Origin of the sequence: Massilia cavernae (genome assembly GCF_003590855.1) — a bacterium.
GTDB classification, from domain to species: domain Bacteria; phylum Pseudomonadota; class Gammaproteobacteria; order Burkholderiales; family Burkholderiaceae_D; genus Telluria_A; species Telluria_A cavernae.
Window position 1 is genome coordinate 1 of record NZ_QYUP01000157.1, and the last position, 19,832, is coordinate 19,832.

Below are 19,832 nucleotides of genomic sequence, written 5' to 3' on the forward strand. Positions count from 1 at the left end.
GGAAGCGCGCCTGGTAATACGCGGCCACCGTCAGCGCTGAGGTCAGCTGGGCCTGGGCCGACACCTGGGGTACCGGCAGCACGAATTCCTTGGCCTGCGCGGTCGGGTCGGCAAGCAGGCGGCCGATGTCGAAGGCATTCTGTCCACCGGCAATCGCATTGTTCGCGAAGAACAGGCTCTCGCCCCACACCAGCGAGTGCTGGCCGAGGCGCATGGTCAGCGGCACGCCGCCCAGGTCCACCTTCCCGAACAGGAAAGCGTCGCGCAGTTCGACCTGGCGTCCGTGCAGCTCGCGCGTCCTGCGCGTGAATTCATTGAAGGGCGCCGAAGTGTGGTTCGGCGCGGCGCCGCCGGCAAAGCCCGGGTTGTCGTTACTGCGGTTGTAGACGGTATCGTAGAAGCCCAGCGCACTGACGCGCGCGCCGAAGCCCGAAGGCATGACCGCGTCCAGTTCGCTGAGCAGCTCGATCCGGTTCGAGATCAGGCCCTTGCCGAAGTTGCGTTGCCGTCGTCGGCATTGGGATTGGCCAGCAGCGCCGTTTGCGCGTCCTTGACGCGGAATGCGGCGCCGTAGCGGATGGTGTTGGTCCAGCTGAACTGCGGGCCGCTGCCGGCGTCCGGTGCTTCGGGAACGTCTGCTGCGAACGCCCATGGCGCCGCCATCGCGGCTGCCAGTGCGATTGCGCGGGGCAGCACGACGCCGCCGCGGCGCGGATTCATTGTAGTCAAGGCTAGTCTCCTATTATGGTTGTATTGAATTGCCACTACTTGCAACGGCGGCGCCCCTTCTGGCCGGGGGCGTCCGCCTGTCGATTCATTCCTGGGTCACGCCGTCCCAGCACAGGTACTTCATCTCGAGGAATTCCTCGATGCCGTATTGCGAACCTTCGCGCCCCAGGCCGCTCTGCTTGACGCCGCCGAACGGTGCGACTTCATTCGAGATCAGGCCGCAGTTGATGCCGACCATTCCGGCTTCGAGTCCTTCGGCGGTGCGCCAGATGCGCGCTGCGTCGCGGCTGAACAGGTAGGCGGCCAGGCCGAATTCGGTATCGTTGGCGATCTCGATGGCCTCGGCCTCGGTGTGGAAGCGCAACAGCGGCGCCACCGGGCCGAAGGTTTCCTCGCGCGTGACCGCCATCTCGCCGGTGACGCCGGCCAGCACGGTGGGTTCGAAGAAGCAGCCGCCCAGCGCGTGCCGCTTGCCGCCAACCAGCACCTTGGCGCCCAGCCTGACCGCATCGGCGATGTGCGCTTCCACCTTGGCGACCGCGGAAGCGTCGATCAGGGGCCCCTGTTGCACGCCGGGCTCCAGTCCGTTGCCGACCTTGAGCAATCCCACGCGGGCCGCCAGCTTCGCGGCGAATTCGTCGTAGACGCCGTCCTGCACCAGCACCCGGTTGGCGCTGATGCAAGCCTGCCCCGTGTTGCGGAACTTGGAAGCGACCACGCCCTCGACCGCGGCATCGAGGTCGGCATCGTCGAAGATGACGAAGGGCGCATTGCCGCCCAGCTCCATCGAGCACTTCTTGATGGTCTCGGCCGACTGGGCCAGCAGCACCCTGCCCACTTCGGTCGATCCGGTAAAGGTGACCTTGCGCACCAGAGCGTGCGAGGTCAGCACGCCGCCGATGGCGCGCGTGTCGTTCCCCGTCAGTACGTTGAACACGCCGGCGGGCACGCCGGCGCGCAGCGCCAGCTCGCCCAGCGCCAGCGCAGTCAGCGGCGTCTGGCTGGCCGGCTTGACTACCATCGAGCAGCCGGCGGCCAGGGCCGGGCCGGCCTTGCGGGTGATCATCGCGGCCGGGAAGTTCCAGGGCGTGATTGCTGCGCACACGCCGATCGGCTGCTTGAGCACGACGATGCGCTGGGAATCCCTGGGCGCCGGGATGACGTCGCCGCGCACGCGCTTGGCCTCTTCCGCGAACCACTGCAGGAAGGAGGCGGCGTAGTCGATCTCGCCGCGCGCCTCGGCCAGGGGCTTGCCCTCTTCCAGCGTGATCAGGATCGCCAGGTCTTCGCGGTGTTCGACGGTGAGCTGGTACCAGCGCTGCAGCACTTCCGAACGGTGCCTGGCGGTCGTCTTGCGCCAGGTGCGGAAGGCGATGTTGGCGGCCTCGATCGCTTCGGCGGTCTCGGCCTCCTTGCAGCGCGGCAGCTCAAGCAGCACTTCGCCGGTGGCCGGATTGCGCAGCGCGTAGCCGCCGTGCGGCGTCTTGTTCAGCCACTGGCCGTTGATCAGGGCGCCTTCGCGCCACAGCGCCTGGTCCTTCAACAGGTTTTTCATGACGGGTCCTCAGCAAGGGAAGCGGCCGACCATGAACTCACGGTCATGGTCGGTGGTCACGGGAAGTTCGGATGCGACCAGGCCCTGGCGCAGCGTCTTCATCCAGCGGTCCGGAATGCGCATGGCGGGGCCGCGCAGCGGGCCGCCGTTGAAACCGGCCAGCCAGTCCATGTATTTCCAGTTGGTGCGGTTGATGTAGTTGGTGCCCGGGATGTACGCGGCGGTGGCCGCGCCGGCCGCCTGGCGCGCAGGCTGCACCTGCCAGTACAGCGCCATCGCCTCGTCCCATTTGCCGGTGCGGGCAAGGTTGAACGCCTTCGGGAAGTAGTCGCCCATCCACTGGGTGTAGCTGGTGCCCGAGAACTGCAGGTTCATCAGGCTCATGAGCGGCAGCGCATCGCCTTCGATCGGGCAGCTGATCACCACTTCGTCGCGGAAGTGCTGGTACATCTCGCACAGGCCGGCCACCAGCGGGAAGCCCTGCTCCGCCTTGATGGACACGATGTTCGGGCAGGCGTCCAGCAGGCGGCGCACGAAGGCGACCGACATGCCGGCCGGGTGGACGCGCTCGAAGCCCCACAACGGGATCGGGAACAGCATGACGGCGAGGTCGGTGGCGTCGCAGAATTTCTTGGTGTAGTCGAATATCTCCTGTTCGCTGGTCGGCCAGAACTGGGTCGGGTACGAGAGCAGCACGATGTCGGCGCCAGCCTGTTCGGCCAGCTTGACGGCGCGGATGTTCTCTTCGAGCGTATCGAAGGCGGCATGGAAGAACAGGCCGAGGCGGTCGCCCGCCGTGTCGCGCGCCCACGCCGTGAACAGGGCGTTCTCCTCGGCGGTGATGGCCACTTCGGAGCACAGCAGCGTGTAGCTGAAGCCCATCTCGATCACGCGTTCGATGTCGTGGCGGATGCCCTTCTCGTTCAGCTGCTTCAGGTCGGCGCTGTAGCTCGGGATGGTGACGGACGAACAGCCGACGAGGTGCTGCTTGGCCCAGGCGCGGGCGTCTTTCTTCTGGTACGAAGCCATGGCAAATCTTTCTTTAGAGTTGGAATCGGGGTTCACGATGCCTGTACTCTATGTGAGCGATTTCCCATGAGCTAGGAGGCGCTAGCGAAAGCAGATATCTGCGAAGTAGATACCTCGATCCTTGCACCAGATTGGGAAGGAACGCGATATTATTAATGCCATGCAATCAATCCTCGATCCCAAATGGCTGTTCTTCATCAAGGTGGCCGAACAGGGCAGCCTGACGCGTGCGGCCGAAGCGCTCGATGTGCCGCAGTCGATGCTGAGCCGCCATATCAACCAGCTGGAAACCTTGTGCGGCTACCGGCTGTTCCGGCGCACCGGCCGGGGCGTGGTCCTGACCGAATTCGGCGAACAGCTGTTTCCGCGGCTTCAGGCGCTGATCGCTGAAGCCGACAGCATTACCGATGCAATCCGCACCACGGGCGGCATGCCGACCGGCGAGGTCAAGGTCGGTATGCTGCCATCCACGGTCCCGATGTTTGCCGCTAAATTGTTCGGGCTGGTGCGCGAACGCTTCCCGCGCGTGAAGCTCCACCTGAGCGACGGATCGAGCTCCCAGCTCGAGGAGCAGCTGCGCGAAGGCCGCGTCGACATGGCGCTGCTGCTGCGCGAGGGACCGGTATCCGATGTGGGCGAATCGGTGCTGGTGCAGACGACGCTGCAGCTGGTCGGTCCGCGCGCCGATCCGCTGCTGCAGCAAGGGACGATCGCCCTGGCCGAGCTCGAGGGCCTGCCGCTGGTGGTCCCCAGCCATCCGCACCCGCTGCGGGCCCGCCTGGATACCCTGGCGGAAGCGCGCGGCCTGAAGCTGAACTTCGAGGTGGAAGCCGACTCCATCCGTTTGCAGCATGAAATCTCGGCTGCGGGCGGCGGCTATGCCATCACTTCCGGATTGTTTGAATTGCGCAACGACCCGCGGCTGGCCAGCGCCAGGATCGTCAAGCCCGAGCTGCTGCGCAGCGTCGTGCTCAGTACCACCATCCGGCGCCCGCATACCCTGGCGACGCGAGAAGTCCAGCGCCTGATCGTGCAGGCCGTACCGACCTTCTTCAAACCCGAGCACTGAGGTATCTAATTCGCAGATATCTGCTTTCGCTGGCAGCTTCTAGCTCTTAGGAAGGCGGTCACATAGAGTACAGGCATCTACAAGGAGCCTGTACATGAATCAGATATCGTCCGTTGCCGTTACCCAGGGCCCGACCCTGTTTGTCGCAGATGCCGAGGTGGCTACGCTGGCCGACTGGCCATCGGCCGTCGCCGCGCTGGGCGCCGCCTACGCGCTGCCCGTGACCCCTGAAATGGTGCCGCCGCGCGCCATGGCCCGTGGCAAAGGCTTCTGGCTGCGCGGCATGTTCGCCGTCTCGCCGTCGGGCGAGTACATGGGCTGCAAGCTGATTGCCGCCTCCCCCCGCATTCACCGCGCCAGCTATCTGGTGGCGCTGTACAACCAGCAGACGATGGACCTGGCGGCGCTGATCGACGGCAGCCGCCTGACTGGCCTGCGCACCGCCGCCACCGCCGCAGTCGCGGTCAACCTGCTGGCGCCGGCCAAGCCGCTGAAGGTCGCCGTCATCGGCTCCGGTTTCGAAGCGCGCGGTTTGCTCGAAGCGCTGATGGCCACGCGCGAGGTCGCGTCGGTACGCGTGTTCAGCCCCACCCCGGCGAGCCGCGAGCGCTTTGCCGCTTCGTTCAGCGCGAGTGTTGACATCCAGGCGGTGACCGAACCGCGCGCCGCCATCGAAGGCGCCGACGTGGTGTTCTGCGCCGCACGCAGCCGCGACGAGTCGCCGGTGATCCGCGGCGAATGGCTCGAACCCGGCATGACCGTGGTGTCGATCGGCTCGACCCTGCCGGAACAGCGCGAAGTGGACGAGGCGACGATGGCGCGCGCGGCCCTGATCGTCGCCGACATGCCCGAGGAAGTAGCGCATGAGACGGGCGACGGCCTCGCAGCCAGCGCCCACGGCGTCAACATCGAAGAGAAGCTGGCATCGCTGGCCGACGTGGCCTCGGGCCGCACCGCGGGCCGCCGCTCGCCCGACGACATCATCCTCTACAAGTCGGTCGGCAGCGCGCTGCAGGACGTGGTGATCGCCGAAATGCTGCTGCATAAGGCGCAGGAGCAAGGCCGCTATATCACCATGCCCGCGACCATCCAGACCATCGACAAATAACGGGAGAGACATTCCATGCTTAACCGCTTCCGGATCAATGGCATCGAAAAAGTCAGGTTCGCCGTGACGGAATTCGAGGATGCCTGCACCTTCGCCTCCCAATGGGGCCTGTCGCCGGCCGCAAGCGACGCCGCTGGCGCCTTCCTGTTCCGCGCGCAGGACGGCTCCGAAGTGGAGATCGTCCGCGCCGAACCGGCCGACCCGCGACGCCGCCCGCTGGGGAACAGCAGTGGCCTGAGCGAGATCACCTGGGGCGTGTCCGACGAAGCCGCATTGCATGCGCTGGAGGCTGAACTGTGCCGCGACCGCGCCGTCGAATTCGATGGCGACGGCGTGCTGCACAGCGTCGATGACCTGGGTATCCGCCTGGCGTTCCGCGTCACGCGACGCGCCGAGGCGCCGGTCGAAGCGACCCGCTACAACAGCCCTACCCGCACCGACCGCCTGAACCAGCGCGCGGTGCGCTACGACCAGGCTCGCCCGCACCAGATCAGCCATGTCGCGATGGGCGTCGACGACGCCGCCGCCGCCGCGCAGTTCTACATCGAGCGGCTCGGCTTCATCGTCTCGGACCGCTACGCCAACCGTGGCCTGTTCCTGCGCTGCTCACCGTCCGGCAACCACCACCACCTGTTCCTGATGAACGGGCGCACTCCCGGAACGCGCCTGAACCACATGGCCTTCAAGGTGCGCGACGTGCACGAAGTGATCGGCGGCGGCCAGTACATCGACTCGAAAGGCTGGAAAACCTTCGCGGGGCCCGGCCGCCACACCGTATCGTCGGCCTGCTTCTGGTACTTCCTGACCCCGCTGGGATGCGCGTGGGAGTACGCCGCCGACGAGGACATCGTCAACGAAAGCTGGGAGGCGGCCGATTTCGCCGCCACCGCCGACATCTTCTCGGAATGGACTTTCGGACTGGAGAAATCGGACGGCCGCCTGCGCGGGCCGATTTCAGTCAGCAAGGAAGCCGGCGCATCACCGGCGGTGTCGAAATGAACGCAGCCACCTACTGGGTCGACCTGCTGCAGGCGCAAGTGCGCACTGTGGAAGGCCGCTACCGCACCCGCATCGTCGAAGCGGGCGAAGGGCCGGCGCTGATCCTGCTGCACGGGACCGGCGGCCACATCGAGAACTACGCCCGCAACATCATGCCACTGGCGCAGCACTTCCGCGTGATCGCACTGGACTTCCTGTGGCACGGCATGTCGCAGACCGAGGGCTTCGACCGCGAGGTGATCCCGCACCTGGTCGACCAGGTGACCGACGTGATGGACGTGCTGGGAATCGACAGCGCCGCGGTCGAAGGCCAGTCGCTGGGCGGCTGGGTGGCGATGCGGCTGGCTTTGCTCCATCCCGAGCGCGTGAGCCACCTGGTCCTGACCACGACCATGGGCTATGAGCCGGACGCCGGCAGCATCGACGGCTATGTGGAACCCGACTGGTCGAAGAACCTGGCCAGTTCGCTGGAAGTGCTGCGCGACCCGAGCATTGAAAACGTCCGTTCGCGCATGGCGCGCATCCTGGCCGATCCGGCCCGGCTCACCTTTGAGGCCATCGCGGTGCGCCAGGCGCTGTACCGCCAGCCCGCGCTGAGCGCGGTGCAACAGGAATTCATCACCGAATACCTCAGCGGCAGCACCATCCGCCAGCACCTGGTCAGCGACGGCGACGCATGCCGCATCGAACAGCCGGTGCTGGTGTACTGGGGCGACCAGAACCGCACCCCGCCATCGCTGGGACTGCGGCTGTCGCAACAGGTCCACAACGGGCGCTTCCACTGCGCCGAGGACACTGGCCACTGGGCGCAGTTCGAAAGCGCCGAAGAACACAACCGCGTGGTGCTGCAGTTCCTGCAGGACCCCGCATCAACCGACATCAAGGAGAACTGATCGTGTCGCAATCATTGAATCTCGTGGGCCGCTGGAACATCGTGTCCTGGGAACAGCTCTACGACGACGGCCGGCGCGAACTGCCGCTCGGCGAACACCTCTCCGGCTTCATCCGCTACCTTCCGGACGGCGACATGGTCTGCATGATCAGCCGCGCCGAGCGCAAGCGATTCGAACAGGGAGGCCAATGGAACGCGCCCGACTCCGAGAAGGCGCGCGCCTACGACTCGATGCTCAGCTACGCCGGCCGCTACGAGGTCGATGGCGACGTCGTCACTCACCGCGTCGAAGCTTCCCTGTTCCCGAACTGGATCGGTGGCGAACAGAAGCGCCGCTTCGAGCAGCAGCCCGACGGCACGCTCGCGCTGCTGGCGCGGCTCGAAGAAAACACGCCCCAGGCCAGGACTGCGCGCCTCGTATGGCGCCGCCATGAAGCACAAGCGGCGCAGGAGGCGGCATGACAGATCCTGAAATTGGCAAGCAGATCGCCTGCGGCCAGGTGCTGACCAATTATCACGACGTCGGCCAGGGTGCACCGGTGCTGATGCTGCACGGCTCCGGCCCCGGCGTAAGCGCATGGGCCAACTGGCGGCTCGCGCTGCAGGCGCTGCAGCAGGACTTCCGCCTGCTGGCGCCCGATCTTGCGGGCTTCGGCTACAGCGTCTCCCCGGCCGGCATGGCGCACACGCGCCAAAGCTGGCTTGACCAGATCGTGCGCTTCATGGACGCGGTCGGCGTCGAGAAGGCACATGTGGTCGGCAACTCGTTCGGCGGATCGATGGCGCTCGCGCTGGCCATCGCGCATCCGGACCGAGTGTCCAGGCTGGTCCTGATGGGAAGCGTGGGCGTGCCGTTCGAACTGACACCCGGACTCGATGCGGTGTGGGGCTACGAGCCTTCGGTGGAGAACATGCAGGCGATCATGCGCATCTTCGCCTACGACCAGGCGCTGGTCGGCGACGCGCTGGTGCGCATGCGCTACGAGGCCAGCATGCGGCCGGGTATCCAGGAATCGTATGCGCGCATGTTCCCGGCGCCGCGCCAGCGCTGGGTCGATGCGATGGCACACGCCGAAGCGGACATCCGCGCCCTGCGCCACCCCACCCTGCTGGTGCATGGACGCGACGACAAGGTGATCCCGCTGTCCACCTCGACCACGCTGCTGGACTGGATCGACGACAGCCAGTTGCACGTGTTCGGCCGTTGCGGCCACTGGACCCAGATCGAGCACGGTGCGCGCTTCTGCAACCTGGTGCGCGAATTCCTGAAAGAGCCCGGCGCAGCCGGCGCCTGACCCGAGGAGAGAAACATGACTGAAACTGACATCCTGATCAAAGCCGCCGCCGCCCTGCGCAGCAGCGCCGAAACCGGCGAGGCGATCGAAGCGCTGCGCCATCAGTATCCGACGCTCGATGCGACCGGCGCCTACGCCATCCAGCGCATGAACACCGAACACCGGCTCGCCGCCGGCGCACGCATCGTCGGCAGCAAGATCGGCCTGACCTCGCCCGCCGTGCAGCGCCAGCTCGGCGTCGACCAGCCGGACTTCGGCATGCTGTTCCACGACATGGAGTATGCGGAGGGCCTGCCGATCCCGATGGCCAAGCTGCAGCAGCCGAAGATCGAGGCCGAAATCGGCTTCGTCCTCGGGCGCGACCTGGACATGGAAAACCCCGGCGTCGTCGACGTGATCCGCGCCATCGAGTTCGCCGTGCCGGCGCTCGAGATTGTCGGCAGCCGCATCCGCAACTGGGACATCAGCCTGGTCGATACGGTAGCCGACAACGCCTCGTCGTCGGCCTACGTGATCGGCGGCTCGCCGCGCCGCCTGTGGGACCTGAACCTGCGCATCTGCGCGATGCAGATGCACTGCGGCGATGAACTGGTGTCGTCCGGCCAGGGCAGCGCCTGCCTCGGCCATCCGATCAACGCGGTCGTCTGGCTGGCGCGGACGATGGTTGCCAACAAGGCGCCGCTCAAGGCCGGCTACCTCGTGCTGTCCGGCGCACTCGGGCCGATGGTGCCGGTACGCGCCGGCGCCAGCTACACCGCCTCGATCGAGGGCCTCGGCAGCGTCACCGCCGTTTTCGACTCCAACCGGGACATGCCATGACTAAAAGACTGAAGGCTGCCATCATCGGCAGCGGCAACATCGGGACCGACCTGATGATCAAGATCCTGCGCCACGGCCAGCACATCGAGATGGGTGCGATGGTCGGGATCGACCCAGCGTCCGATGGCCTGGCGCGCGCCGCCCGCCTCGGCGTGGCGACCACCCATGAGGGCGTCGAAGGCCTGGCCCGCCTGCCCGTGTTTGCCGACATCGATATCGTGTTCGACGCCACCAGCGCCGCCGCCCATGTCGGCAACGACGCCCTGCTGCGTGCGCTGAAGCCCGGCATCCGCATGATCGACCTGACCCCGGCCGCCATTGGGCCGTACTGCATCCCGGTCGTCAATGGCGACGACCACCTTGGCGCGCTCAATGTGAACATGGTCACCTGCGGCGGCCAGGCCACCATCCCGATGGTGGCGGCGGTGGCGCGCGTGGCGAAGGTGCACTATGGCGAGATCGTGGCCTCGATCGCCAGCAAGAGCGCCGGCCCGGGAACCCGCGCCAACATCGACGAGTTCACCGAAACCACCTCGAAGGCGATCGAAGCGGTCGGCGGCGCCACCAAAGGCAAGGCGATCATCATCATGAACCCTGCCGAGCCGCCGATGATCATGCGCGACACCGTCTACACCCTGAGCGATTTCGCGTCCGAGGATGCGATCGCCGAATCGGTCGAACGCATGGCGGCAGCGGTCCAGGGCTATGTGCCCGGCTACCGCCTCAAGCAGCGGGTGCAGTTCGACCGCATCGACGCGCCGATCAACATTCCCGGCGTCGGCCCGGCCATGACCGGCCTGAAGACCTCGATCTTCCTGGAAGTCGAAGGCGCCGCCCACTACCTGCCCGCATATGCCGGCAACCTGGACATCATGACCAGCGCCGGCCTGCGCACGGCCGAGCGCATGGCCGAGCGCATGCTCGCCACCGCCGCCATGGCCGCCTGAAGGAGCCCATCATGAACAAGAAAATCTACATCTCCGACGTCACGCTGCGCGACGGCAGCCACGCCATCCGCCACCAGTACAGTGTCGCCCAGGCGCAGCAGATCGCGCGCGCGCTGGACGAAGCAAAAGTCGATTCGATCGAAGTCGCCCACGGTGACGGCCTGCAGGGCGGCAGCTTCAACTACGGCTTCGGCGCGCATACCGACCTGGAATGGATCGAGGCGGTGGCCGGCGTGGTAAAGCACGCGAAGATCGCCACCCTGCTGCTGCCCGGTATCGGCACCGTGCACGACCTCAAGGCCGCCTACGGCGCCGGGGCGCGCGTTGCGCGCATCGCCACCCACTGCACCGAGGCTGACGTGTCGCGCCAGCACATCGAATATGCGCGCCACCTCGGCATGGAAGCGGTCGGCTTCCTGATGATGAGCCACCTGGTTTCGCCGCAGGAGCTGGCGCGCCAGGCCAGGCTGATGGAGAGCTACGGCGCCACAGTTTGCTACGTGGTGGACTCGGGCGGCGCGCTGAGCATGAACGACGTGCGCGAGCGCTTCCGCGCCTTCAAGGACACGCTCAAGCCCGAAACCCAGACCGGCATGCACGCCCACCACAACCTGAGCATGGGCGTCGCCAACTCGATCGTCGCGGTCGAGGAAGGCTGCGACCGCGTCGACGCCAGCCTGTCCGGCATGGGCGCGGGCGCCGGCAACGCGCCGCTCGAAGTATTCATCGCGGCGGCCGACCGCATGGGCTGGAACCACGGCACCGACCTGTTCAAGCTGATGGACGCGGCCGACGACATCGTCAGGCCGCTGCAGGACCGCCCGGTGCGCGTCGACCGCGAAACGCTGGCGCTCGGCTATGCCGGCGTGTACAGCAGCTTCCTGCGCCACAGCGAAGCCGCATCCCGCAAGTATGGCGTCAAGACGCTGGACATCCTGGTCGAACTTGGACGGCGCCGCATGGTGGGCGGCCAGGAAGACATGATCGTCGACGTCGCGCTGGACCTGCTCAAGGCGCGCGACCGCCAGGACATCGAGATCGATCCGGCCATCGTCGCGGCAGGATGAACCACCAAATAAAGGAGACTGGAAAATGAACCAAGCCGAATCAACCAAAGCGCTCGATGTACTCGTCGTCGGTGGCGGCATCGGCGGCATGTCCGCCGCGCTGACGCTGCGCGGGATCGGCGCCTCAGTGGACCTGATCGACATCGACCCGGCATGGGGCGTATCCGGTGCTGGCATCACGATCACCGGGCCGACGCTGCGCGCGTTCAAGGAGCTCGGCGTGCTGGATGAAATCATGGAGCACGGCTACACCGGCGAAGGCATCCGCGTGTGCGACGTGGACGGGAATGTGCTGAGCGACCTGGCCACTCCGATGCCGCCCGAGGCCGGCGTGCCTGGCAGTGGTGGCTTCACGCGCCCCGGCTTGCACAAGATACTGGCGGCGCGGGTGCGCAAAGCGGGCGCGGAGATCCGGCTCGGCCTGACCGTCGATGCCTTGCGCGAGCTCGATGACGGCGTGGAAGTGAGCTTCAGCGACGGCAGCACGGCGCGCTACGACCTGGTGATCGGGGCGGACGGCGTGTCGTCGCGGGTGCGCCAGCTGATCTTCCCGGATGCGCCGAAAGCGGAGTACACGGGCCAGAACTGCTGGCGCGTGACCCTGGACCGGCCGGCCGGAATCGACCGCCGCCACTACTTCCTGGGCGGTCCGCTGAAAGTCGGCTTCACGCCGGTATCCAAGACGAAGATGTACCTGTTCGTGCTCGAAACCTCGGCCAAGGTATGGCGCGAGAAGGAAGGGCTGCACACGCCGCTGGCGGCACTGCTGAAGGATTACGGCGGCATGGTGGGCGAGATCCGCGACGGGCTGGATGCGCAATCGGAAATCGTGTTTCGCCCGCTGGAAGGTTTCTTCCTGCCGGCGCCATGGTTCAGCGGACGCGTACTGCTGATCGGTGATTCCGCCCACCCCACCACGCCGCAGTTGGCCTCCGGCGCCGGCATGGCAGTCGAAGATGCGCTGGTGCTGGCCGAGGAACTGGCGCGTGGCGTGGACGTGCCCGAAGCGCTGTCGGCGTTCATGGCACGGCGCGAAGAACGCTGCCGGATCACCGTGGAGAACTCGATGGAAATCGGACGCCTGGAACAACGCCGCGCCCCGATCGCCGAGCAGACGGCAGTGGTGCAGCGAACGCTGAAAATGCTGTCGGAGCCAATCTAGGGCCTGACCGGATACCGCAACAAACGCCGACCGGATCATCGAGCCCGGCGACTACAAGATGAGACAAACATGGAACTCCTGATTCGTTCAATGAAAAGCCAGGCCGAGGACATCGTGTCGCTCGAACTGGTGTCGCCCAGCGGCGAACCGCTGCCTGCATTTTCCGCCGGCGCCCACATCGACCTCGTGCTCGGCAATGGCCTGACGCGCAGCTATTCGCTGGTCAACGACCAGTCCGAGCGTGACCGCTATGTGATCGCGGTAAACAAGGACCCTTCGAGCCGTGGAGGTTCGCGCTATGTGCACGAAACCCTGCGCGCGCGGCAATCGATCGAGGTGTCGGCGCCGCGCAATCACTTCCCGCTGGTGGAAGATGCGCCGCAGGTGGTGTTCATCGCAGGCGGCATCGGCGTGACGCCGCTGCTGTGCATGATCCGCCGCCTCGACGCGCTGGGCAGGCCGTGGAAGCTGTTCTACAGTGCCCGCAGCCGCCGCAAATGCGCCTACCTGACCGAGCTGCTGGACCTCGACCGGGATCGCGGCAACGTCCGCTTCCACTTCGTCGATGAATGCGATGGCCGCTTGCCCGACATGGGTACCCTGGTCGCGCCTGTGCCAGGCGACGCGCACCTTTACTGCTGCGGTCCATCGCCGATGCTGAACGCCTTCGAACGCGCGACGGCGGCACGGCCGGCGGAGAACGTCCACGTCGAATACTTCAGCGCCCAGCAGGAGGCCGTCGTGTCGGGCGGTTTCACGGTGGTGCTTGCCCGGTCAAGGCGCGAAGTGCGGGTCGAACCCGGGAACAGCATCCTCGACGCCCTGCTCGGCGACGGCGTGGACGTCGGACATGCGTGCAAGGAAGGCGTTTGCGGCGCTTGCCAGACAAAGGTGCTGGACGGGGTACCCGACCACCGCGACTCCTACCTCACGTCGCGAGAAAAAAACGCGGGCGACACGATCATGCTGTGCTGTTCGGGCAGCGTATCGGACACCCTGGTGCTCGACCTCTAGGAGCGCGCATGAGCTACTCCCATGTCCCATCCGCGCCGCCCAGGACCCACCGCAACCTGGCCCAGCGCGTGATCGCATACATCACCGACGGCATCCAGGACGGCGCGCTGGCGGCCGGCGACAAGCTGCCTTCGGAAACCGAGATCATGCGCATCCATGGCGTCAGCCGGACCGTGGTGCGCGAGGCGATGTCGCACTTGCAGGCGGCCGGCATGGTCGAGACCCGGCACGGGATCGGGACCTTCGTGCTCGATCCGCCGCTCGCGCCGCTCGGCCTCGACCCGAACACCGTCGTAACCGTGCGCGACCTGCTCGCCATCCTCGAACTGCGCATCAGCCTTGAAACGGAAGCCGTGGTGCTGGCCGCCGCGCGCCGCAGCGCTGTCCAGCTCGATCAGCTGCGGGCCGCCCTCGATACGTTCGGAGAATCGGTGCGAAACGGCGGGGAGACGGTGCCTTCCGATATCCGTTTCCACCTGCTGGTGGCGCAATGTTCAGGCAACCGCTATTTCCATGACATCCTGAACCACCTGGGCACCAACATCATTCCGCGCTACCGCGTCGACGCCGCGCGGCTGGCGAACGACGATCCGCAGACCTACATGAAGCGGGTCGTCAACGAACATGAGGATATCTACACTGCGATCGCGCGCCAGGACCCCGAAGCGGCGCGTGCCGCCATGCGCACCCACCTCAGCAACAGCCGGGAACGGCTGCGGCGCGCCGAGGAGCTGCTCGAGGGTGGGACGGCGGTGTAGCGGCGACCCGGCACACGACCGGGTTGCCGGCATCGCGGCTCCATTCGCACCAGCCGCCATCGTAGACGGCGATGCGCTCCCAGTTCATCAGCCAGGCGTAGAAAAACGCCAGCGATGCGCGCCAGCCGGTGCCGCAATAGAAGGCCGTGTGGTGGCCGGCGTGAACCCCGGCGGCTTGCCACATGTGGCTGATTTCCGCCGAAGGCTTCATGTGGCCATCGCTACGGTGGAATTCGGCCATGCTGTTGACGTCATCGTCCACGCCGGCGCGGCCCCAGCAGGCGCCGGGAATATCGCCCCTGGCGTCGATGTAGCTGTAGCCGGAGGTCTTGCCGATGAATTCGTTCCAGGTACGGATGCTGACCAGCGCGCCGTCGGGCCGTTCCAGCAATCTGCGCGCCTGCGGCATGTCGACCAGGTAGTCGGGACGCCCCGGAAAGGCGGCGCCGAAACCGGCCGCCGCGCGGTAGCGCCGCGCAGGGCCTTCTTCCATCGCATGGCCGGCCGCCTTCCAGGCGTCGAAACCGCCGTCGAGCAGGCGCACATCCGCGACGCCGGCATACAGCAGCAGGTGCGCGGCGCGGGCTGCCGCCAGCGTGTTGCGGCCATACAGGACCACCGTGACGTCGTGGCGGATGCCATGTGCAAGCAGCAGCCGTTTCAGTTCGGGGTCCGGCACCTTGTTCCACAGCGGCCCATGTTCGAGCTGCGCGGTATCGATATAGCCGGCACCCGGGATATGGGCGCGCTCAAACGCATCCGCGGCGCCGAAACCGACTTCGAAGAGACGCCACTCGCCGTCGGGCGCAGCGGTAAGAGGCGCGCCCGCGACCAGCCCGGCCAGCCATGCAGGCGTGACGAGCTGGCGCCAGCGGTGCAGGTCGCGGCGAAATCCAAAGGGAGCGGTGCTGGCGGTCAGATTCAAGGGGTGAAGATCAGGAGGGTGGGCATTTGCTGGCGAAAGCGCCACTGCCATGCGTGATTATACCGGTGGCGGACGGCAAAGGGCTTCCCCCGCTTAAGTGTATAGTCAAACATTGAACACTGTATCTGCTACAGGGTTGGACGAACACCATCGCAAAGTGTGAATATGTCAACTTTCCTGAAAATCGGCGAACTCGCCCAGCGCACGGCCTGCCAGGTCGAAACCATCCGCTACTACGAGCGGATCGGCATGCTGGCGCCGCCTGTGCGCTCCGCAAACAACTACCGCACCTATGGCGATGCGCATGTCGAGCGTTTGCTTTTCATTCGGCATTGCCGCGCGCTCGACATGACGCTCGACGAAGTCCGCGTACTGCTGAACTTCCGTGACCGTCCGGGAGATGTTTGCGATGGCGTCAATGAACTGCTGGACAAGCACATCGGGCATGTGACGAGCCGGATCGAGTCGCTTCGCGTCCTGGAACAGCAGTTGCGGCAATTGCGAAGCGAGTGCAGCCCAGCAGACTGCTCCACAGAATGCGGCATCCTTCACGCTTTGGCCGCGCCGGCGCCGCTGGAAGCCGGCGCGCCAGGCCACCTCGGCGGCGCCGGCTGCTGATGCTCCCCGGGCGCCTTCGCCGGCGCGCTGTTCATTACGGTCAAAAAACTTTTGGCTCGTCCACATTGATAAATTGGTCTAGCCACTTTACAATGGACCGACCACATATCCAATATTTGATCGGGGGAGACATATGAAGAACACCATCAGCAAGCAGCGCCGCGGACTGCTCCATGCCATCGGCGCCACTGGACTTGCTCTATCGCCGGCCGCAAAGGCTGCCGCCGCAGCGACAGCAGCGTTTGGCGGCAGCGACCCATGGGGGCAGGCGCAAGCGATCATCGACCGCCTGGCCAAGCCGGTGTCATTCCGCAACGCTGACTACCTGGTAAGCGATTTCGGCGCCGCGCCATGCACCATGGCGACGGTCAAGGCCTGGCTCTCGTTCGAAGAGCAGGAAAACATGAAAACGCCGGCGCCCGGATCGCACGATTGCTACCCGGGCTTCGCCGCCGCCATCGCGGCTTGCCACAAGGCCGGCGGCGGACGCGTCGTGATCCCGGCCGGCGACTGGTACTGCGCCGGCCCCATCGTCCTGCTCTCGAACGTGCATGTGCACCTGAAGGCAGGCGCCCGCATCTACTTCAGCACCAATCCGGCGGATTATGCGAAGTACGGCGACTATCCATGCGGCGCCAACGGCAATCTCGTGCTCTCGCGCTGGCAAAGCAACGACTGCCTGAATTTTTCGTCACTGGTGTATGCCTACGGGCAGGACAACATCGCGCTGACTGGCGAAGACTGGACCAGCATCCTCGACGGCCAGGGCGGCGTGCCGTTCGAAGGCAGCAGCGATTGCTGGTGGACCTGGAAGGGCAAGAACAAGACGATCAACGCGGTCGCCCAGGGTTCGACGCCCAACTACCGCCCGGGCCAGCCCTCGCAGCGCACGCCGAATCCGCGCAATCCCGAATCGCTGGCAACGGTCGCCCCGCACTTGACCGAAGCTCAGCGCCGTCTTATCCAGGGCGAAGGGGCCGAATGGCGCGCCGACGAAAACTATCTGCCGGCGCTGTCGGAAGCCGGCGTGCCGGTCGCACGGCGCGTGTTCGGGCTGGGCCACTACCTGCGCCCGCCGATGATCCAGCTGATTGGCTGCACCAATGTTCTGCTGCAGGGGTACGAGGTCAGGCAGGCGCCGTTCTGGGTGCACCACCCTGTCCATTGCCGCAATATCGTCATCCGCAATGTGCACGCCAACAGCCTGGGGCCTAACAGCGACGGCTTCGACCCGGAGGCATGCGACTACGTCCTGGTCGACTCCTGCACCTTCAATTCCGGCGACGACTGCATCGCCATCAAGGCGGGCAAGAACCTCGACACCCAGTACGGACCTTCCCAGAACATCGTGATCCAGAAGTGCACGATGCAGAGCGGGCATGGCGCCGTCACGCTGGGCAGCGAAATGGCGGGCGGCATCCAGAATGTTTTCGCCCAGGACCTGATATTCCAGAACATTAACTGGGCGACCAATCCGCTGAACACGGCAATCCGACTGAAGACCAATATGAACCGGGGCGGCTACCTGCGCAATTTCTACGTGCGCAACGTGACGATTCCCAATGGCGTGCAGACCAGCCCTTCGTCCTATGCGATGCTGCCGGGCTCCCCGGTCAACTCGGGCAGCGTGGCTGTGGCGGCGGGCGCCGTGATCACGTTCGACTGCGACTATGCACCGGTCTCGGACAATGTGCGCATCCGTCCACCGCAGGTGTCGAACGTGCATATCTCGAACGTCAAGGTAGGCAATGTCACCAAGGGCGGCAAGCCGGTATCGTGCTACCAGGCGATCGTGATCCTGGGCCCGGTGGCGTCCGACTACAATGGCCCGGCGCCCGCGCCGACAGTGTGGCCGGTGCGCGACGTAACCATCAGCGACTGCGATTTCGGCACCCCGGCCAACGCCGCCCAGCCCTGGTTCCTGTACAACGTGAAGGGCCTGGCGCTGAAGAACGTCAGGATTGGCGGGCGCTCGCATACGGAGGTCATTTCCGGCTGAGAGACGCTTCCCGGATGGGTGCCGCGAACGCCTGCGCCACGTCCGGGAATCGATCGAAAACGCGGAAAAATAGATGCCGACAGTTGGTTTGTCCACTTGCAGCATTGGACGGACCACATTAAGATCGCTTATCTTGGCACCAGCCACATTTTTTGACTAAGCGATCAATGAAGAAATCTCCCGCGCTCCATGAAGCGAACTCGGCCGAACCGCGCCTGTACCGTGTCGTGTCCAACCGTATCGAGGAACTGATCCGCGCCGAAAACATCCAGGCAGGCGAGCGCCTTCCGTCGGAGCGCGACCTTGCCACCAAGCTGGGCGTCAGCCGCACTTCGCTGCGCGAGGCGCTGATCGCACTGGAACTGGGCGGCGTGGTGGAAGTGCGCGGCGGTTCGGGCGTATATGTCAGCGAGCAGGCGGCGCCGCAGGCCGCGGCGGTGGCAGCCGGCCCTGGACCGTTCGAAGTGCTGGCGGCGCGCCGCATGATCGAAGTCGAAGTCTGCGCGCTGGCTGCCAAGCAGGCCACCGATGCCCAGATCGACGCCATCCTGTTTGCGGTGGAGGAGATGGAGCGCGAACACGAGGACCGCAGCAGCAATGAGTCGGCCGACCGCAACTTCCACCTGGCGATCGCGCGCGCCACCGGCAACAGCGCGATGGTCGGCGTGGTCCAGTACCTGTGGGCCCAGCGCGACACGCTGTGGCACAGGCTCAAGGAACACTTCCAGACCGAAGAACTGCACAAGGAAACGCTGGTCGACCACCGCGCCATCCTCGCCGCCATCGCGTCGCATGATGTGGCCGGCGCGCGGCAGGCGATGCGCGCGCACCTGGACCGGGTAACCAGGACCTTCTCGCGCGGCTGATACCGCACCAGCCGCTTCCCTCCTTTTCGCGGCGGTCCGTGCCAAAATAACATTGGCCAGACCAATTGCACAATTGGCCAGACCGCAGTACAATCAGGCGACTACCTGCCCTTGCGCCGCCTGTGCGCTGGCTGTCCTGTCTAGCTGAAAAGGAACTTCGATGAAGCGACCTCTCGCCCTGTTGGCCATCGGCCTGCTCGCGCTCTCCCCCACCTGGGCTGCCGGCCCCGATGCCGCCGCCACGAAACCGCCTCGCATCATCCTGGTGGGCGATTCGACCATGGCCACCAGGTCGGGCTACGGCGACACCTTGTGCGGCCGCTTCCGGCCAGAGGTAAGCTGCATCAACCTGGCGCGCGGGGGCCGCAGTTCCGGCAGCTTCCGTGCGGAGGGCCGCTGGGACGAGGTGCGGGCGCTGCTGCGCGACAGCGCGCCCTATGGCGCAAGCTATGTGCTGATCCAGTTCGGCCACAACGACCAGCCGGGCAAACCAGGCCGTTCGACCGACCTCGTCACCCAATTCCCCGACAATATCGCGCGCTACGCCACCGAAGTGACGGAGCTAGGCGGCGTGCCGGTCCTGCTGACGCCACTGACGCGGCGCACCTTCAGGGGCGCATACCTGCACAACGACCTCGCGCCATGGGCCGAAGCGACGCGCCGTGTGGCGCGCGCGCACAGCGCGGCCCTGCTCGACCTGAACGTCATCAGCGGCAGGGCCGTGCAGGCGATGGGCCAGGACGAAGCCGACACACTGGCCCAGGCGCCAAAACCGGTCGAACCGGTGGCCGGCACGGGTGCCGCCACCGAACCCCAGGGAGCGCCGAAGAGCGCCTTCGACCGCACCCACGTGGGCGCCAAGGGGGCGGCGCTTTTCTCGGGAATGGTAGCCGGTGAACTGAAGCGGCTGTTCCCTGCCCTTGCGCCGGCATTGCGCGAATCCCCCGCCGTCGCCGCACAACACTGACTACCGTGCTGGAT

At 65.9% G+C, this 19,832-nt stretch carries 19 protein-coding genes and 1 pseudogene; 16 read left to right on the forward strand and 4 right to left on the reverse strand.

Going from position 1 to position 19,832, the window contains the following annotated elements; all coding sequences use genetic code 11:
• The 3 genes and pseudogenes from D3872_RS21605 to D3872_RS21615 form a co-directional block, all read right to left on the reverse strand.
• Positions 1 to 720 (reverse strand): annotated as a pseudogene (locus D3872_RS21605) (DUF1302 domain-containing protein); the annotation flags it as partial.
• A gap of 94 nt (positions 721 to 814) precedes the next feature.
• Positions 815 to 2,284, reverse strand: a complete 1,470-nt coding sequence (locus D3872_RS21610) for an NAD-dependent succinate-semialdehyde dehydrogenase (RefSeq protein WP_119812728.1) — start codon at positions 2,282 to 2,284, stop codon at positions 815 to 817.
• A gap of 9 nt (positions 2,285 to 2,293) precedes the next feature.
• Complete coding sequence (locus D3872_RS21615) at positions 2,294 to 3,313, reverse strand: dihydrodipicolinate synthase family protein (RefSeq protein WP_119812729.1); 1,020 nt, start codon at positions 3,311 to 3,313, stop codon at positions 2,294 to 2,296.
• Positions 3,314 to 3,473: 160 nt separating this feature from the next.
• Between D3872_RS21615 and D3872_RS21620 the strand changes: the two genes are divergently transcribed.
• From D3872_RS21620 to D3872_RS21675, 12 genes are all read left to right on the forward strand, one after another.
• The gene (locus tag D3872_RS21620) at positions 3,474 to 4,382 is read left to right on the forward strand and encodes a LysR family transcriptional regulator (protein ID WP_119812730.1); all 909 of its coding nucleotides are present in this window, start codon (positions 3,474 to 3,476) and stop codon (positions 4,380 to 4,382) included.
• Between the two features lie 94 nt (positions 4,383 to 4,476).
• Positions 4,477 to 5,490 carry an ornithine cyclodeaminase family protein gene (locus tag D3872_RS21625; protein ID WP_119812731.1) on the forward strand — a complete coding sequence of 338 codons (1,014 nt, stop codon included), beginning with the start codon at positions 4,477 to 4,479 and terminating at the stop codon, positions 5,488 to 5,490.
• Between the two features lie 15 nt (positions 5,491 to 5,505).
• Positions 5,506 to 6,489 carry a VOC family protein gene (locus D3872_RS21630; protein WP_119812732.1) on the forward strand — a complete coding sequence of 328 codons (984 nt, stop codon included), beginning with the start codon at positions 5,506 to 5,508 and terminating at the stop codon, positions 6,487 to 6,489.
• A complete protein-coding gene (locus D3872_RS21635) occupies positions 6,486 to 7,382 on the forward strand; it encodes an alpha/beta fold hydrolase (protein WP_119812733.1) in 897 nt (298 codons plus the stop codon). The genes D3872_RS21630 and D3872_RS21635 overlap by 4 nt, the downstream gene beginning before the upstream one ends.
• A gap of 2 nt (positions 7,383 to 7,384) precedes the next feature.
• A complete protein-coding gene (locus tag D3872_RS21640) occupies positions 7,385 to 7,843 on the forward strand; it encodes a lipocalin-like domain-containing protein (RefSeq protein ID WP_119812734.1) in 459 nt (152 codons plus the stop codon).
• Positions 7,840 to 8,676: an alpha/beta fold hydrolase gene (locus tag D3872_RS21645; protein WP_119812735.1), complete on the forward strand. Its 837-nt coding sequence runs from the start codon at positions 7,840 to 7,842 to the stop codon at positions 8,674 to 8,676. The genes D3872_RS21640 and D3872_RS21645 overlap by 4 nt, the downstream gene beginning before the upstream one ends.
• A 15-nt stretch (positions 8,677 to 8,691) precedes the next feature.
• Positions 8,692 to 9,495, forward strand: a complete 804-nt coding sequence (locus D3872_RS21650) for a 2-keto-4-pentenoate hydratase (RefSeq protein WP_119812736.1) — start codon at positions 8,692 to 8,694, stop codon at positions 9,493 to 9,495.
• Positions 9,492 to 10,442, forward strand: a complete 951-nt coding sequence (locus tag D3872_RS21655) for an acetaldehyde dehydrogenase (acetylating) (RefSeq protein WP_119812737.1) — start codon at positions 9,492 to 9,494, stop codon at positions 10,440 to 10,442. Before D3872_RS21650 ends, D3872_RS21655 begins: the two co-directional genes overlap by 4 nt.
• 11 nt (positions 10,443 to 10,453) lie before the next feature.
• The gene (dmpG, locus tag D3872_RS21660) at positions 10,454 to 11,509 is read left to right on the forward strand and encodes a 4-hydroxy-2-oxovalerate aldolase (RefSeq protein WP_119812738.1); all 1,056 of its coding nucleotides are present in this window, start codon (positions 10,454 to 10,456) and stop codon (positions 11,507 to 11,509) included.
• 25 nt (positions 11,510 to 11,534) lie between these two features.
• Positions 11,535 to 12,671 carry an FAD-dependent oxidoreductase gene (locus D3872_RS21665; RefSeq protein WP_119812739.1) on the forward strand — a complete coding sequence of 379 codons (1,137 nt, stop codon included), beginning with the start codon at positions 11,535 to 11,537 and terminating at the stop codon, positions 12,669 to 12,671.
• A gap of 69 nt (positions 12,672 to 12,740) precedes the next feature.
• Positions 12,741 to 13,685: a PDR/VanB family oxidoreductase gene (locus D3872_RS21670; RefSeq protein ID WP_119812740.1), complete on the forward strand. Its 945-nt coding sequence runs from the start codon at positions 12,741 to 12,743 to the stop codon at positions 13,683 to 13,685.
• Between the two features lie 8 nt (positions 13,686 to 13,693).
• Positions 13,694 to 14,443, forward strand: coding sequence for a FadR/GntR family transcriptional regulator (locus D3872_RS21675; protein WP_119812741.1), 750 nt, complete (start codon positions 13,694 to 13,696; stop codon positions 14,441 to 14,443).
• On the opposite strand, the gene D3872_RS21680 is transcribed toward D3872_RS21675, so the two are convergent.
• A complete protein-coding gene (locus tag D3872_RS21680; protein WP_229459462.1) occupies positions 14,379 to 15,368 on the reverse strand; it encodes a sulfurtransferase in 990 nt (329 codons plus the stop codon). The two genes, D3872_RS21675 and D3872_RS21680, sit on opposite strands and share 65 nt — an antisense overlap.
• A gap of 165 nt (positions 15,369 to 15,533) precedes the next feature.
• On the opposite strand from D3872_RS21680, the gene cadR reads away from it, so the two are divergent.
• The 4 genes from cadR (at position 15,534) to D3872_RS21700 (ending at position 19,818) form a co-directional block, all read left to right on the forward strand.
• A complete protein-coding gene (cadR, locus tag D3872_RS21685; protein WP_274381757.1) occupies positions 15,534 to 15,986 on the forward strand; it encodes a Cd(II)/Pb(II)-responsive transcriptional regulator in 453 nt (150 codons plus the stop codon).
• 133 nt (positions 15,987 to 16,119) lie between these two features.
• Positions 16,120 to 17,985: a glycoside hydrolase family 28 protein gene (locus D3872_RS21690; protein ID WP_119812743.1), complete on the forward strand. Its 1,866-nt coding sequence runs from the start codon at positions 16,120 to 16,122 to the stop codon at positions 17,983 to 17,985.
• A gap of 167 nt (positions 17,986 to 18,152) precedes the next feature.
• Positions 18,153 to 18,851: a FadR/GntR family transcriptional regulator gene (locus tag D3872_RS21695; protein WP_119812744.1), complete on the forward strand. Its 699-nt coding sequence runs from the start codon at positions 18,153 to 18,155 to the stop codon at positions 18,849 to 18,851.
• A 160-nt stretch (positions 18,852 to 19,011) separates the two neighbouring features.
• A complete protein-coding gene (locus tag D3872_RS21700) occupies positions 19,012 to 19,818 on the forward strand; it encodes a rhamnogalacturonan acetylesterase (protein ID WP_119812745.1) in 807 nt (268 codons plus the stop codon).
• Positions 19,819 to 19,832: the final 14 nt, after the last annotated feature.